14 protein-coding genes are annotated in these 13,664 nt (G+C 62.8%); 6 read left to right on the top strand and 8 right to left on the bottom strand.

The window, feature by feature from the left end; all coding sequences use genetic code 11:
* Positions 1-2,490, top strand: a complete 2,490-nt coding sequence (ligD, locus tag ASD50_RS02435; RefSeq protein ID WP_056235508.1) for a DNA ligase D — start codon at positions 1-3, stop codon at positions 2,488-2,490.
* A 27-nt stretch (positions 2,491-2,517) separates the two neighbouring features.
* On the opposite strand, the gene ASD50_RS02430 is transcribed toward ligD, so the two are convergent.
* A complete protein-coding gene (locus ASD50_RS02430) occupies positions 2,518-3,198 on the bottom strand; it encodes an ArsR/SmtB family transcription factor (protein ID WP_056235649.1) in 681 nt (226 codons plus the stop codon).
* An 80-nt stretch (positions 3,199-3,278) separates the two neighbouring features.
* Here ASD50_RS02430 and ASD50_RS23350 point away from each other — a divergent pair, with 80 nt between their 5' ends.
* On the top strand, positions 3,279-3,494 hold the full coding sequence (locus ASD50_RS23350; RefSeq protein ID WP_162251974.1) for a DUF1127 domain-containing protein: 216 nt from the start codon (positions 3,279-3,281) through the stop codon (positions 3,492-3,494).
* A 66-nt stretch (positions 3,495-3,560) separates the two neighbouring features.
* Here the strand turns inward: ASD50_RS23350 and mbfA are convergent, their stop codons facing one another.
* Entirely contained in the window at positions 3,561-4,544 is a 984-nt protein-coding gene (gene mbfA / locus ASD50_RS02420; protein ID WP_056235505.1) for an iron exporter MbfA, read from the bottom strand.
* Positions 4,545-4,727: 183 nt separating this feature from the next.
* On the opposite strand from mbfA, the gene ASD50_RS02415 reads away from it, so the two are divergent.
* On the top strand, positions 4,728-5,048 hold the full coding sequence (locus ASD50_RS02415) for a hypothetical protein (protein WP_056235501.1): 321 nt from the start codon (positions 4,728-4,730) through the stop codon (positions 5,046-5,048).
* A gap of 49 nt (positions 5,049-5,097) precedes the next feature.
* Here ASD50_RS02415 and ASD50_RS02410 read toward each other — a convergent pair whose 3' ends face one another.
* Positions 5,098-5,508 carry a hypothetical protein gene (locus ASD50_RS02410; protein ID WP_056235498.1) on the bottom strand — a complete coding sequence of 137 codons (411 nt, stop codon included), beginning with the start codon at positions 5,506-5,508 and terminating at the stop codon, positions 5,098-5,100.
* Positions 5,509-5,733: 225 nt separating this feature from the next.
* Between ASD50_RS02410 and ASD50_RS02405 the strand changes: the two genes are divergently transcribed.
* Complete coding sequence (locus tag ASD50_RS02405) at positions 5,734-6,717, top strand: threonine/serine dehydratase (RefSeq protein ID WP_056235643.1); 984 nt, start codon at positions 5,734-5,736, stop codon at positions 6,715-6,717.
* A gap of 94 nt (positions 6,718-6,811) precedes the next feature.
* Here the strand turns inward: ASD50_RS02405 and ASD50_RS02400 are convergent, their stop codons facing one another.
* From ASD50_RS02400 to ASD50_RS02385, 4 genes are read right to left on the bottom strand one after another with little or no spacing between them, the layout of a single operon-like run.
* The gene (locus tag ASD50_RS02400) at positions 6,812-7,954 is read right to left on the bottom strand and encodes an ABC transporter permease (RefSeq protein WP_056235495.1); all 1,143 of its coding nucleotides are present in this window, start codon (positions 7,952-7,954) and stop codon (positions 6,812-6,814) included.
* Positions 7,951-8,871 (bottom strand): ATP-binding cassette domain-containing protein, encoded by a 921-nt coding sequence (locus ASD50_RS02395; protein ID WP_056235491.1) that lies wholly within the window; start codon positions 8,869-8,871, stop codon positions 7,951-7,953. Before ASD50_RS02395 ends, ASD50_RS02400 begins: the two co-directional genes overlap by 4 nt.
* Positions 8,868-9,821 (bottom strand): HlyD family secretion protein, encoded by a 954-nt coding sequence (locus ASD50_RS02390; protein ID WP_056235488.1) that lies wholly within the window; start codon positions 9,819-9,821, stop codon positions 8,868-8,870. The genes ASD50_RS02395 and ASD50_RS02390 overlap by 4 nt, the downstream gene beginning before the upstream one ends.
* Complete coding sequence (locus tag ASD50_RS02385) at positions 9,818-10,504, bottom strand: CerR family C-terminal domain-containing protein (protein ID WP_156464903.1); 687 nt, start codon at positions 10,502-10,504, stop codon at positions 9,818-9,820. The genes ASD50_RS02390 and ASD50_RS02385 overlap by 4 nt, the downstream gene beginning before the upstream one ends.
* Positions 10,505-10,619: 115 nt before the next feature.
* On the opposite strand from ASD50_RS02385, the gene ASD50_RS02380 reads away from it, so the two are divergent.
* Entirely contained in the window at positions 10,620-11,096 is a 477-nt protein-coding gene (locus tag ASD50_RS02380; protein WP_056235482.1) for a CYTH domain-containing protein, read from the top strand.
* A 48-nt stretch (positions 11,097-11,144) separates the two neighbouring features.
* Positions 11,145-11,957 carry a YiiX/YebB-like N1pC/P60 family cysteine hydrolase gene (locus ASD50_RS02375; protein WP_056235479.1) on the top strand — a complete coding sequence of 271 codons (813 nt, stop codon included), beginning with the start codon at positions 11,145-11,147 and terminating at the stop codon, positions 11,955-11,957.
* On the opposite strand, the gene ASD50_RS02370 is transcribed toward ASD50_RS02375, so the two are convergent.
* Complete coding sequence (locus ASD50_RS02370) at positions 11,926-13,620, bottom strand: SulP family inorganic anion transporter (protein ID WP_056235640.1); 1,695 nt, start codon at positions 13,618-13,620, stop codon at positions 11,926-11,928. The genes ASD50_RS02375 and ASD50_RS02370 overlap by 32 nt on opposite strands.
* Positions 13,621-13,664: the final 44 nt, after the last annotated feature.

Below are 13,664 nucleotides of genomic sequence, written 5' to 3'. Positions count from 1 at the left end.
ATGCCAGCACTCGAGCAATATCGCGCCAAGCGCGATTTCAGGAAAACGGCCGAACCATCCGGCAAGACACCGCGCAGGAAAACCTCGGCCGCAGGCACCGGCGGTATCTTCGTCATCCACAAGCACGCGGCCACGCGGCTTCACTACGATCTGCGTCTCGAACATGGCGGCGTGCTGTGGAGTTGGGCGGTCACGCGCGGCCCTAGTCTCGACCCGCACGAAAAGCGGCTGGCCGTGCATGTCGAGGACCATCCGATCGATTACGCGCCCTTCGAAGGCACTATCCCCAAGGGCGAATATGGCGGCGGCTCCGTCATCGTCTGGGACGAGGGCACGTGGCAGCCCGAGCACGATCCCGCCAAAGGCATGAAGAAGGGTCATCTCGACTTCGAGCTTCACGGCCACAAGCTAAAGGGCAAATGGCACCTTGTACGGCTCAAGCCCAAGACTGGCGAAAAGCGCGACAACTGGCTCCTGATCAAGTCCGATGACGCTGCCGCGCGACCGGGCGAGGACATTTTGCAGGACGCGCCGCAATCGGTGAAGTCGGGACTGACCGTCGAGGAGGTAGGAGCCGGCAAGACGGCCAAGGGCAAGAAGCCCTGGGTCTGGCACTCAAACAAGCCGGCGGCCGGAAAAGCGCGCGTGGCGGCAAGGAAGCTCGACTTCATCGAGCCGCAGTTGGCGACGCTGCAAAGGCAGGCGCCGTCCGGCAAGGAATGGCTGCACGAGGTAAAGTTCGACGGCTATCGCATGCAGGCCCATATCGCCGGCACCGATGTCCGGCTTTTGACCCGCACCGGCCTCGACTGGACGGAGCGATTTGGCGGCCTCATTGTGGAGGCGCTTGGCGCGTTGAAATGCAGCGATGCCATCATCGACGGCGAGATCGTGGTGCTGGGCGACAACGGCATCTCGTCCTTCTCCCTGTTGCAGGCCGATCTGTCGGCGGACCGGGCCGACCACTTCACCTATTACGTCTTCGATATCTTGCGCCTCGACGGCAACGATCTCCGCGACGAGCCGCTGGTTGAACGCAAGGCGGCATTGCACGAATTGCTGGCGGGCCAGCCGGACGATTCCGCTTTGCGGTTCAGCGATCATTTCACCGAACCGGGCGGCATCATGCTCAAGCACGCTTGCCGCATGGGTCTCGAAGGTGTCGTGTCGAAGCGCGCGGACGCTCCCTATCGAAGCGGGCGCGGCGCATCCTGGATCAAGTCGAAATGCACCGAGCGGCAGGAGTTCGTCATCGGCGGCTACCTGCCGTCGGAAAAGACCGGGCGCGGCCTGCGCTCCCTGCTGGTCGGCTATAACGAAGGCGGTTCGCTGAAATATGCGGGACGGGTCGGCACAGGCTTTTCGTCGAGGATCGCCGATGATTTGAAAAAGAAGCTGGATCGCCTCAAGGTTGCGAAATCGCCTTTTGACGCGACCGTTCCACACGGGATGGGACTGGTATGGGTCAAGCCCGAGCTGGTCGCGGAAGTCGAGTTTCGAAGTTGGACCGGGGACCGTATAGTCAGGCACGCATCTTTCCAGGGGTTGCGTGAGGACAAGCCGGCGGAGGACGTCGTGCAGGAAAAACCGAAAGCGTCGAAGGCCCCGCGGCAGGATGATGGGGCGGCGGATGCCACTACGTCCGTCAAGCTATCGCATCCCGAAAAGCTGCTTTGGCCGAATGAGAAGGTCACGAAAAAGGACCTGCTCGACCACTATGCGCTGGTGTGGCCGCGCATGAAGCAATTCGTGGTCGACCGGCCGCTGGCCCTGGTGCGTGCGCCCGATGGCGTCGATGGCCAGCGCTTTTTCCAGAAACACGCTTCGCCCGGCATGAGCGATCATATCTTCAGGTCCAAGGACCCGGAGGATAACGAGGAGATTCTCTTCGTCCGCGATTTCGACGGCATCGCCGCGCTGGTGCAGATCGGCGTGGTCGAGATCCATGTCTGGGGCTGCAAGGTCGAGGAAATCGATACGCCCGACCAGATCGTCTTCGACCTCGATCCCGACGAGGGCGTGGCCGTCGATGAAGTCCGCCAAGCGGCGCTGGACATTCGCGGCAGGCTCGAAGATTTGTCGCTGCCGACCTTCGTCAAGACATCGGGCGGCAAGGGCTATCATGTCATGGTGCCGCTGAAGCCGGCGGCCAAGTGGGATCAGGTCAAGGGTTTCGCCCACGACTTCGCCCGCGCCATGGAACAGGCCGAACCGGACCGCTTCACTGCCACGCTGTCGAAGAAGGCGCGCACCGGCAAGATATTCATCGACTATCTGCGCAACGGTCGCGGCTCGACGACGGTCGCGCCCTATTCCTCGCGCGCCAGGAAAGGCGCCACCATTTCCATGCCGGTGACCTGGGCCGAGATCGAAGCCGGCCTTGCGCCCAATGCCTTTCTGCTTGGCGACAAGGCGACCCTGAAACGCCTTGCTGGCGAGGATCCGTGGCTGGATTTCTTCGCCAGGGGCAAGCCCCTCAAGCGCGCATAGCTTTGCCGCTGGCGGGCATTGGTGACCCTAACTCAAAAACGTCTTTTCGAATTCCATCTTGCCCTTCGGCGAGAACGTCACCACGCGACTGTTCTTCTCGCGGCGTGCCCACTTCTCGGCCAGAATCTTGTCGAGGATCGCGGCACCCAGCCGGCCTGCAAGATGCGAGCGCCGCACGCTCCAGTCGAGGCAATCCCGACAGGCAGGGCGGCGTGACTTTCCGGTATCGTGTGCGTCGATGCCAATCGCGGCGAAATACGCTGCGCCGTGCTTGCCAAGGCTCAGTTCCTTGCCCTCGCGCACCAGGAACTCGCGGGCGATGAAGCCGTCCAGCATCTTCACCGCATGCTCGCCGGCGAGGTGATCGTAGCAGACGCGGGCTTCCCGCATCGTTTTCTCGTGAGGGCCCGGCCTTACCCGCCTCGGACCAAGGCTCGCCGCCACGCCCATGATCGCTTCGATCATGCCGGCCACCTGCGGCCCGGCCAACCCGTAGTAGCGATGGCGGCCTTCGCTGGCCACGGTAAGCAACCCGCCATCCATCAGCTTGGCAAGATGCGAACTTGCCGTCGGCAAGGAAACGCCGGCCTCGGCCGCCAGTTCGCTGGCGGTCAGCGCCGAACCGGTCATCAGCGCCGTCAGCATGTTGGCCCGGGCCGGGTCGCCAACCAGATTGGCCACGCGGGCGATGTCAGGTCCATCCTTCATCGTGTTATCCATAATTCGATCTCCATCGAAGCATTGTCGACACAGAACCACTATTCTGCCGGCAGATCAAGGAGACGAAGATGGCTGGCTTTCACTATTCATACTCCCTGCGCCAAGCGGTGCGGCCACAGCTTTCCGGGTTGATGGCTGCTGCCCGGCGCCTGTTGATGTGCTGGCATGCCCGCCATGTGCAACGACTCGAACTCGCCGAGATCGACGAGCACTTGTTACGCGATCTTCGCCTGACGCCGGAAGACGTGCGCCGCGAGTGTTCGAAATCGTTCTGGCAACCATGAGCAGGCTACAGTAGCGGGCTTTTGGCCTCGATGCTTCGGTGCCCGTCGAAGCATCGTCGGCCTCGCCTACGCGTTGCCGATCAACACGCCCGCCGCAAACACCAGCGCTCCGCCCAGCACCACCTGGAATGCGGCGCGAAGGAACGGCGTTTCCATGTACCGGTTCTGGATGAAGGCGATGGCCCACAATTCGAAGAACACCACGATGGCCGCCACCGTGGTCGCGGTCCAGAAATTCGGGATCAGGTAGGGCAGGGCGTGGCCAAGGCCGCCCAGCGCCGTCATGATGCCGGATGAAAGCCCGCGCTTCAGCGGCGAGCCGCGCCCTGAAAGCTTGCCGTCATCGTGCGCCGCCTCGGTAAAGCCCATGGAAATGCCGGCGCCCACCGAAGCCGACAGCCCGACGAGGAAGGTCTGCCAGGTGTCCTGCGTCGCGAACGCGGCGGCGAAGATCGGCGCGAGCGTCGAGACCGATCCGTCCATCAGCCCGGCCAGACCTGGCTGCACATAAGTCAGGATGAACTGCCGCCGTTCGGTCGCGGCTTCCTCGCTGCGAACCGCGCCCGGCACATGTTCCTGCTCAAGTTTCTGCGCCAGCGTCTCGTGGCCTTGCTCGGCGGCGGCAAGGTCGCCCAGCAGCTTGCGCGTCGAAGCATCGGAGGTGCGCTTGGCCGCCTCGACGTAAAACAGATGCGCCTGCCGCTCCATGTCCTCGGCCTGCCCCCGCACCTTGTCGATGCCCAGCGGCCTCACCAACCAGTCCGGTTTTCGTTCATAATAGCCCTTCACATGCTCGCGGCGGATCAGCGGAATGCGTTCGCCGAAGCGCTTGCGATGCAGTTCGATCAGCGCTGCGCGATGCCCGTCCTCTTCCCCGGCCATGCCCTCGAACACCTTGGCCGAATGCGGAAAGTCCTTTTCCAGTCCGTCGGCATAGGCCCGGTAGATGCGCGCATCGTCCTCTTCGGAGGAAATGGCCAGCGCCAGTATTTCCTGTTCCGACAGGGAATCGAACGGGCGTCGCCCAAACCCGAAGACGCGAGAAAGCATGAGAAATCCAATCTAGTTTAGAATAATTCTAAATTAGATATTGCGCCGCGAAAGGTCAACCGCGCGGCGGTAAATCCATCATCAGATTTATTGAATCGGAGTTTGCCCGCAGGCTCTTTTTATCAGCGAACGTTCACCTATATGGTGTTTCTTTCCGGCCCCCACCCAGAAGGCACCACGCCCATGCACAAAGAACACTCAAACGCTTTCGATCCAAAGCCGTTGCTGGACCTGATCGCTTCCATCGAAGCGGATTTGCAGCGCCTCAAAAGCATGGTGGAGCAGGAGGTAGAGAAGTTTGACCCGGCCAATCCGCACAACAAGACCCCCGATGGCAAATTGACCACCGAGGGCGTCGAGTGCTGCTACCGCATGTTCGATGAGGGCAAGTCGCGCTACAACGTAGCGCAGCAGATGAAGATATCTTTCGCCGCTGCGACCCACCGCTTCAACGCCTGGCGCAAGGCGGGCGGCTCAAGGCGTCAGCGCGAACTATTGGGATAGGGTTTTCAGCGGGACGGTTTCCTCATCCCGCTGAAGTCATCCACGCAGGTCAGCGATAGACCGGGCAGCTTCTGTCCCAGCGTCCAAAGCTCACGACTACGCGATCGCCATAGCGCGAGCGGCCGCCAATATCGATGGTGCGGCGACCGACGTCGAGAATGCGAGCGCGCCGGATTCCCATCCGGTCGGCCTTGGCCAAAGCCCGTTCCGGCGGGCATTCGCGCCGGGCCCAGCCACGGTCGTCGCTGCGCGGACCGCCATCGCGCCATTCATTGTCACGATAGCTCCACCGGCCGGTGCGGCAGTTCTCGCGATATGGGTTGCAATCTTCCCGCATCCGCACCGTCGGGCCGGTCTGGCCAAAATGCAATTCCAGCGTATCGGCTTGCGCAACGGTCGTGGCGGCGCCCGTCAAGGCCAGAGCGGCCGCTATCAGGGTGGTTTTGAGAATGTTTCGCATAACAAGGCCTCCTGTCGGACCATAACGGCGCCGAAGCGATCCGGTTCACATCAGCTTTTGCAATCGGCAGGAAACATTCGGTGAATGGCCCGAATCTTACCTCGATTGCCATGCTTGAAGGCCGATGGATTGCGGTACTTTGATGGCTTGATCGAGAAAATTCATTGGTGCGGCACTTTGCTTTGCGGGCATGATTAACAAAACATGTCGCTCAAAGGATTTTCCATGTCTCTCGCTTCCGCCCCCGGCATCGCCGATATCAGAAACGCTGCGCAGCGCCTTGCCGGGCTTGCCGTACGCACCCCGCTCGTTGAATCGCAGGCGCTCAACGAGCGCTTCGGCGGCACGGTGCTGTTCAAGCCGGAAGTTCTCCAGCGTACCGGTTCCTTCAAGTTTCGAGGTGCCTACAACAAGATATCCGGCCTGAGCGACGGCGAACGCGCGCGCGGCATCGTCGCCTTTTCTTCCGGCAACCATGCTCAGGGCGTCGCGGCTTCTGCCGCGCTGTTCGGGGCGAAAGCCATCATCGCCATGCCCGCCGACGCACCGCAGGCCAAGGTCGGTAATGTGTTGCGCATGGGTGCCGAGGTCGTGCCTTTCGACCGTGCCCGCGACCGCCGCGAGGACGTCGTGCAGCCTTACCTAGATCGCGGCATGGTGTTGGTTCGGCCCTTCGACGATCCGGCTATCATTGCCGGGCAGGGCACCGTCGGTCTCGAACTCATGCAACAGGCGCAGGAACTGGGTGTCCGCCTCGATACGGTGGTCGTGCCGTGCGGCGGCGGCGGGCTGGTCGGCGGTGTTTCCCTGGCCGTCAAGGATGCTTCCCCCGGAACCGCGGTCTGGGGCGCGGAGCCTGAACATTTCGACGATACGCGCCGTTCGCTGGAAGCCGGCAAGCGGGTGGCCAATGAGCCGGGTTACAGCTCTTCCTGCGATGCCTTGATGACCTCTGAGCCCGGCCTCATCACCTTCGAGATCAACCGCCGCAATCTCGCCGGTGTCGTCGCCGTTTCGGAACAGGCCGTCGCCGCTGCCATGCGCGACGCCATGGCCCACCTCAAGCTGGTGGTCGAACCGGGTGGATCGGTCGCGCTGGCAGCACTTTCCTCCGGCCGCATCGACCTGCAAGGCAAGTCCGTCGCGGTCGTGCTGTCAGGCGGCAATGTCGATTTCGACGTCTATTCTCGCATGGTCGCTGGCGTCTGAGCGACCAGCTTGTTGAGGATTTGGATCAGGGTGAGCCGAAAAGAAGCGCAGAACGCTGCCATTTGCAGGCCACCATCATCCAAATCCCAGCCACCTAATCGAGCGTGCGCCGGAAGCGCAGCAGCGCAAAGCCGGCAAACAACAGCACGAAGCCGAACAGCCATGCCACTTCTGTTATGATGGAAGACAGTCCCGCACCCTTCAGCATCACCGCGCGCACGATGCGCAGGAAGTGGGTGAGGGGGAAGATTTCACCCAGCCACTGCGCCCAGATTGGCATACCGCTGAACGGAAACATGAAGCCGGACAAAAGAATCGAAGGCAGGAAGAAGAAGAAGGTGAGCTGCATCGCCTGCATCTGCGTCCGGGCCACCGTCGATATCGTGTAGCCGAGCAGCACCAGGCCCAGCACGAACACGAGAATCGATGACAAAAGCAGCGGCAAGCCGCCAACGAACGGGATGAAGAACAACAGCTTTGCGGCAATCAGCACCACCACGACCTGAACCGCGCCAACGCAGGCGTAGGGCAGCACCTTGCCCAGCATGATCTCCAGCGGGCTCGAAGGCATGGCGAGCAGGTTTTCCATCGTGCCGCGCTCGGTCTCCCGCGTCAGCGCAATCGACGTCATCATCACCATGGTCATTTGCAGGATGACGCCGAGCAGGCCGGGCACGATGTTGTATTGCGAAATGCCCTCGGGATTGTAGCGCCGGTGCACCACGACATCGAGGCGGCTTTGCGCGTTATCGGCTGCCGTCGCCTGCTGGCCTTGCGCCCTGAGCAAGGCCTGTCCGGCAATGGTGCTGAGCGTCGAGATCGCCCCGCTTGCCACCGACGGATCGGTTGCGTCCGCCTCAATCAGGATCTGCGGGTTGTCGCCGCGTTCAACCCGTCGCCCGAAGTCCGCCGGAATGGTGACCAGGAACGCCACCTTTCCGCTTGCCATCAACTTGTCCGCTTCCGCCGCGGTGCGGGCGATATGCTCGAAACGGTAGTAGTTGGTGTTTTCCAGTGCTGCCACCATGGCACGGGTGTACTGGTCGTTGCTCATCGAAAGCAGCGCCGCCGGCAGGCCCTTCGGGTCGTTGTTGATGGCAAAGCCGAACAGCACCAGGAGCATCAGCGGCACGCCGAGCATCATGGCGAACGTCACGCGGTCGCGCCGCATCTGGATGAATTCCTTGCGTAGCAAGGCGTTGAGCCGCGCGACTGAAAAGACGCTGGTGACCGTCATCCCATATTGTCCTTCGCGCCGGCCATGAACTGGATGAACACGTCTTCGAGGCTGGTTTCTCCCGGAGTTATGCGAACGCCGGGGTAAATTCTTTCCAGTACGGACAAGGTGTTCTGGAGCAATGCCCTGTTGGAGCCGACGACATGCAGCGTTGCCCCGAACGGCGCCACCTGTTCGACCCCCGGTTTACCTGCGAGTGCCGTGGCAACCTTATCCAGCCGCTTGCCTTGCACGACGAAGGTGGAGAGCCCAGCATTTTTCACCACCTCGTCCACCGTGCCGGTCGCCAGCATCTTGCCATAGGAAATATAGCTGATGCGGTGGCAGCGCTCGGCCTCGTCCATATAGTGGGTGGAGACGAGCACGGTCAGCCCGCTGCTCGCCAGCACATGGATTTCATCCCAGAACTCGCGCCGTGCCTTGGGGTCGACGCCAGCCGTCGGCTCGTCGAGCAACAACAGCTTCGGCTTGTGCATGATGCAGGCGGCCAGCGCCAGCCGCTGCTTCCAGCCTCCCGAAAGCGTGCCGGCAAGCTGGTTGCGCCGCGAGGTCAGGCCGAGGTCGGCCAGCGTGTCCGCGACATATTTCTCGACGGGTTGCAACTCATAGAGCCGGGCTACGAATTCAAGGTTCTCGCCGATGGTCAAGTCCTCGTAGAACGAGAATTTCTGCGTCATGTAGCCGACTTCGCGCTTGATTCTCAGCCCGTCGGTCAGAAGGTCGTGGCCAAGCACGGTGCCCGTGCCCTCGTCAGGCGTCAGCAAGCCGCACATCATGCGGATCGTCGTCGTCTTGCCGGAGCCGTTAGGGCCGAGGAAGCCGACGATCTCGCCTTCCGCCACAGACATGGTGACGTGATCGACCACCGTCTTGTCGCCGAAGCGCTTGACCAGTCCGCGAACGTCGATGGCGTTCATTGGTCGGGGTCCACCAGGCCGACATCGACGATCTGGCCGGGCTGCAGCCTCGTCGCATCGCCTTCCGGGCGGGCTTCGACGAGGTAGACCAGCTTCTGCCGGTTATCGAGCGAATAGATGACCGGCGGCGTGAATTCGGGATCGGGCGACACATAGCTCACCCGCGCCTTGAGGTCGTCAGCGCAGCCGTCGCAGGTGACGGAAAGCTGCGAGCCGACCTTGATCGAGGAAAACGCATCTTGCGGCACATAGACCGTAAGCTTCACCGCCCCGTCCGGCAGGATGGAAACCACCGGCGCCGCAGGGCCGGCAGTATCGCCGGGGTTGCGGATGACATCATCGACCCGGCCGGGCGAGGGCGCCGTCAGCAAACGCTTCGACAGCCGCCATTTTGCCTGTTCAAGTTCCGCTTGCGCCTGCTTGACCTGGCCGCTCGCCGCCTTGATCTCCTCGGCCCGCGCCGGCAGGCCTGCCACCGCGAGATTGGCCTCGCTCTGCCCGATCTGCGCCTGCGCCACTTCGACCGCGGTATTGGCCTCGTCGAGTTGCGCCTGCGTAGCGATGCCGCGCTTGGCGAGGTCCTTGGTCCGGTCGAGCACGCGGCTTGCCTCATCGGCTTGGGCATTGGCCGAGCGCACCGCAGCCTCCAGCACCGCGATCTCTTCCGGCCGCTTGCCGACCTGGAGATTGGCAAGCTCCGCTTCGGCCTGCGCCAGCGCTGCCTCGGCCTGCGCGACGGCAATCTGCGCGTCCGCGCTTTCCAGCGTTACAAGCGGCATGCCGGGCTTTACCCGGTCGCCGCGCTTGACGTTGATGTCCTTGACCTGCGCCACCTCGATCGGGGCAAGCAGCACATAGTCGCCCTCGACATAACCGACAGCCAGCGATGGCGGCGCTGAACAGGCGGAGAACAACTGCATGGCCAGCGGGACGTAGCAGAAAAGGCTCATTTGTTCGCATCCTTTCGCGCCGCCAGGAGGGCGCTGAGATTGACGCTGATTGTGCCAAGCACCTGACCGGCCTCCTTGTCGCCGATGCCGTCCCAGCCCATGCGTTTCAACACGACTTCCCGGCCAATGCGGAAATAGACCACCTGGCCGATCAGCGTGAAAACCGTAAGCCGCGTGCGCTCGCTTTCGGCCGGTTCGCCCGTCGCCTGCTCCCAGATCAGGCAAAGCCGCTTGTGCAACGGCTCGAACACGCCGCGATAGATGCGGTCCAGCGCATTGGTCGGCTGCGAGGTCTCGCGCAGCATGAACCGGGCGATGTCGCCGGCCTCCGGGCTCACCACGAAAAAGCCGACCATGCGCTCCAGCGTCGCGAACATCAGCGCTTGCGCGGCCTCCGGGTCGGGCCGGCCGTTCGCCGCCGTGTGCACATTGCCGAGGGTCTGTGAAGCGACTTGCTGGATCGTCCCGACGATATGGTCGGCAGTCGCTGCATGCAGGCCTTCCTTGCCACCGAAATGATAGGCGATGGAGCCGATATTGGCCTTGGCGAGCGCCGCGATCTCGCGCGTCGAAGTGCCCTCGAAGCCTTGCCGCCCGAACAGCTTCAATGCCGCCTGGATGAGCGCCGCGCGCGTTTCGTCGGCTGCGGTCGAAACCGCACCGTGTTCAGCTGTCTTCTCCATCCGTGCTCGCAACATATCGGCGATTTAATCAATCGATTGATTAAAGTCAATTTCACCAGCCTAACCAACTGCGAGCAGGTTGATTTGCATTGGTTCACAGGCTTTAGTCCCGGCCATGGCCAAGGAAGTCGAACGCAAGTTTCTGGTGAAGGATGCCGCGTGGCGCGATGCCGTCGAGGACAGCATCGCCATCGTCCAGTTTTACCTGGCCATCTCCTCCGAGCGCTCCATCCGGGTGCGCATCTCCAACGGCGGGAGCGCCAAGCTGACGCTGAAGTTCGGCAGCGACCTCCAGCAGCGCGATGAGTTCGAATATCCCGTCCCGCTGGCCGATGCCCGCGAGATGCTGGCCTTTGCCATAGGCACGGTGATCCGCAAGACGCGCCATCATGTCCGGCACGAGAACTATCTTTACGAGGTCGATGTCTTCAACGGCGAGCTCGATGGCCTCGTCGTTGCCGAACTCGAAACCGCCGACAAGGTGGCCGATGCCCTTTTGCCGCGATGGCTGGGCGAGGAGGTCACCGGTGAACTGCGCTATTCCAATGCTTCGCTGGCGTTGAACGGTTTTCCGGAACGTGTGCTGCGATGAGGCATCTCATAGGCAGCCGGATGCCACGGCCGGAGGTTCGCTGACGCCATGACCGCACCTGCCGAAACCTTTCTCGACAAGCTTGGCCGCTGGCTCGCGGGCCGCTTGCAAGCGGAATCCTCGGGCTACGAGCCTTACACGCCGTCCGATCCGAACACCTTGCGCCGCACGCTGGAGCCCGGCGACATCCTGCTCGTAGAAGGCAACCAGAAGATTTCGGCGGCAATCAAGTATCTCACCCAGTCCACCTGGTCCCATGCCGCGCTCTATGTCGGCGATGCTTTGCCGGAACCGGCGGACGGCTCGGAACGGCCGCGCCTCATCGAGGTCACCATAGGCGAGGGCTGCGTGGCGGTGCCTTTGTCGAACTATCGCACCTACAACACCCGCATCTGCCGTGCGAGCGGCCTGTCGCCGGAAGATCGCGACCATGTCGTCTCTTTCATGATCGGCAAGCTCGGCCTGCGCTATGACCTCAAGAACATCTTCGACATGCTGCGCTATTTCTTCCCGACGCCGCCGGTGCCGGTCCGTTGGCGCCGCCGCTTGCTCGCCTTCGGCTCCGGCGACCCCACCCGCGCCATCTGCTCGACCCTGATCGCACAGGCCTATGGCGAGATCCGCTATCCGATCCTGCCGGAAATCACGCTTGCGCCCGGCCGTGCCTCGGCGCAATCGAAGTATTCGCGCCGGGAAATCCTGCACATACGCCACTACTCGCTCTACACGCCGCGCGATTTCGACCTCTCGCCCTATTTCCGCATCGTCAAGCCGACGCTGGAATATGGTTTCGACTACAAGGCTGTAGTCTGGGGGGAAACGCCCAACTCTATTCTGCCGGCGCGGGCGCAACGTCCTTGACCGACGCCGCAAAGCGCACCAGCGGCCGCTTCACCCCATGCGTGATCAGCATGCGCCGTACCTGCGGCGAGGCTCCGGTAATGTAGAAGCGCACGCCGGCCTTCCTCGCCTTGCGCGCAGCACCCTCGATGACGTTCGCCGCGGTGGAATCGAGGAACGGCACCGCCGAGCAATCGAGGATGAAGGTGCGCCGCTGGTCGGCGATGCGGTCGAGCACCGAACCCACCGTTGCCGCCGCGCCGAAGAAGAAAGCGCCTGAGATCCGGTAGACGACGGTATCGGGGTCGGTTGCGCTTGCCGCATCGTAGGCCTTGCGCTCGCCGTTCGTGTCGTCGGCGACATCGTCGACCAGAAGCGGCGTATGCGCCTCCACCTCCACTTGCCGCGCCATGCGCCCGATGAACAAAAGCGCTCCCAGCGCAAAGCCGACGACGATGCCGGTTGTCAGGTCGCGGAAGATCACCAGGCCGAAGGTGGCAAGCAGCACCGCCGCATCGCCGCGCGAGGAAGCCAGCAGCGCCCGGAACGCCGGCCGCTCGATCATGTTCCAGGCGACGACTGCCAGCACGCCGGCAAGGGCTGCCAGCGGAATGTAGCTGGCCAGCGGCGCCGCCAGAAGCATGAACAAAAGCAGGAAGGCCGAATGCAGCATGCCGGAGACCGGGCCGTGTGCGCCGGCCCGCACATTGGTCGCCGTACGCGCGATGGTGCCTGTCACGCAGATGCCGCCAAACAGCGCTGAGCCGATATTGGCCGCCCCTTGCGCCACCAGTTCGCAATTCGAGCGATGGCGGCGTCCGGTCATGCCATCCGCCACCACTGCCGACAAAAGCGATTCAATCGCTCCAAGCAATGTGAAGGAAATTGCGTCCGGCAGCACGGCCACGATCTTGGCCGTATCGAAGGCGGGCAGCGACGGTTCCGGCAGCATCGAAGGGATGCCGCCGAAGCGCGTGCCGATGGTTTCGACGTCGAGCCCGCCAAGCGCCGCCACCAGCGAGCCGGCCGCCACTGCGATCAGCATGCCCGGCCATGTCGGCCGCCATTTCTTCAATCCGACGATGATCGCGCCCGTCAGCACCGCGATCCCCAGGGCTGAGGGGTTAAGGCTGGGCAGTGCCTTCGCTAGCACCATCAGCTTCGGGATCAGGTCGCCCGGCTCCTTCTCTACCAGCGTCAGGCCGAACAGGTCGTGCAACTGGCTGGCGAAGATGATGACCGCAATGCCGGCGGTAAAGCCCACCGTCACGGGATAGGGGATGAACTTGATGTAGGTGCCGAGCCTCAGATACCCGGCCGCTACCATCATCAGGCCGGACAGCATGGTGGCGAGGATCAGCCCATCGACGCCGTGGCGGTCCACTGTCGCGGCCACCAGCACGATGAAAGCGCCGGCCGGTCCCCCGATCTGGAAGCGGCTGCCGCCAAGCAGAGAAACGAGAAACCCGCCGACGATGGCCGTGAACAGGCCCTTTTCCGGCCCGACGCCGGACGCAATGGCAATAGCCATCGATAGCGGCAGCGCCACGATGGCGACCGTCAGGCCGGCAATCGCATCCGCCTTGAACTGGGCAAGGTGGTAGCCTTCGCGCAGCACCGTCACCAGCTTGGGCGTGTAGAGTTCGGAAAAGCTCGCGGCCCTGTGCCGGCTCGTCTGGTCCATCGGTCTGCCTTCAAACCTCGAAGACAGCGGCATCGTCGGCATTT

The sequence above is a fragment of the Mesorhizobium sp. Root552 genome (genome assembly GCF_001427285.1).
GTDB lineage: Bacteria > Pseudomonadota > Alphaproteobacteria > Rhizobiales > Rhizobiaceae > Mesorhizobium.
The sequence above is the reverse complement of the archived record's forward strand: the minus strand, read 5'-3'. Positions and strand labels throughout refer to the sequence as shown.